We start from the raw sequence: 471 nt of genomic DNA, 5'->3' as shown, positions 1-471 counted from the left end.
CCACAGTCCCACGAGGGCTACGAATGGCTCTACGTGCTCTCCGGGCGGCTCCGCCTACGCCTCGGCGAACACAACCTGATCCTCGTCGCCGGCGAGGTCGCCGAATTCGACACCCGGGTGCCGCACTGCGTGTCCAACCCCGACCCGCACCCCACCGAGGTGCTCAACCTCTTCGGCCCCCAGGGCGAACGCCTACACGTGCGGGCCCGCCCCGCCACCGGCTGACCCGGGCCGGACACGAAGTCGGGGCGCGGCGTAAGCCGCGCCCCGATGCTCCCAGGCCCCTCCCGGCCGGTGCGACGAGATGGGGCACGACGACCTTCGGACCGACCAGACGGTGGCTGGCTGCCCCCGTCAGGCCGTTGTCTACTGGCCACACACCTCACCCTGCCGAACACCGGTAACCGCGGCCGGTTCGCGCCGCCCCGCCGACCCCCGCCCGCTGGACCTGGCCGCCGCGACCAAATGCAC

1 protein-coding gene is annotated in these 471 nt (G+C 72.8%); it reads left to right on the top strand.

Annotated elements, in window-relative coordinates:
- The coding region (locus C1I93_RS30905) for a cupin domain-containing protein (RefSeq protein WP_146603626.1) at window positions 1–225 on the top strand (225 nt) is incomplete at its 5' end.
- Window positions 226–471 lie beyond the last annotated feature (246 nt).

Origin of the sequence: Micromonospora endophytica, from assembly GCF_003236305.1 — a bacterium.
In the GTDB taxonomy this organism is placed as follows: Bacteria; Actinomycetota; Actinomycetes; order Mycobacteriales; family Micromonosporaceae; genus Micromonospora; species Micromonospora endophytica.
The sequence above is the reverse complement of the archived record's forward strand: the minus strand, read 5'-3'. Positions and strand labels throughout refer to the sequence as shown.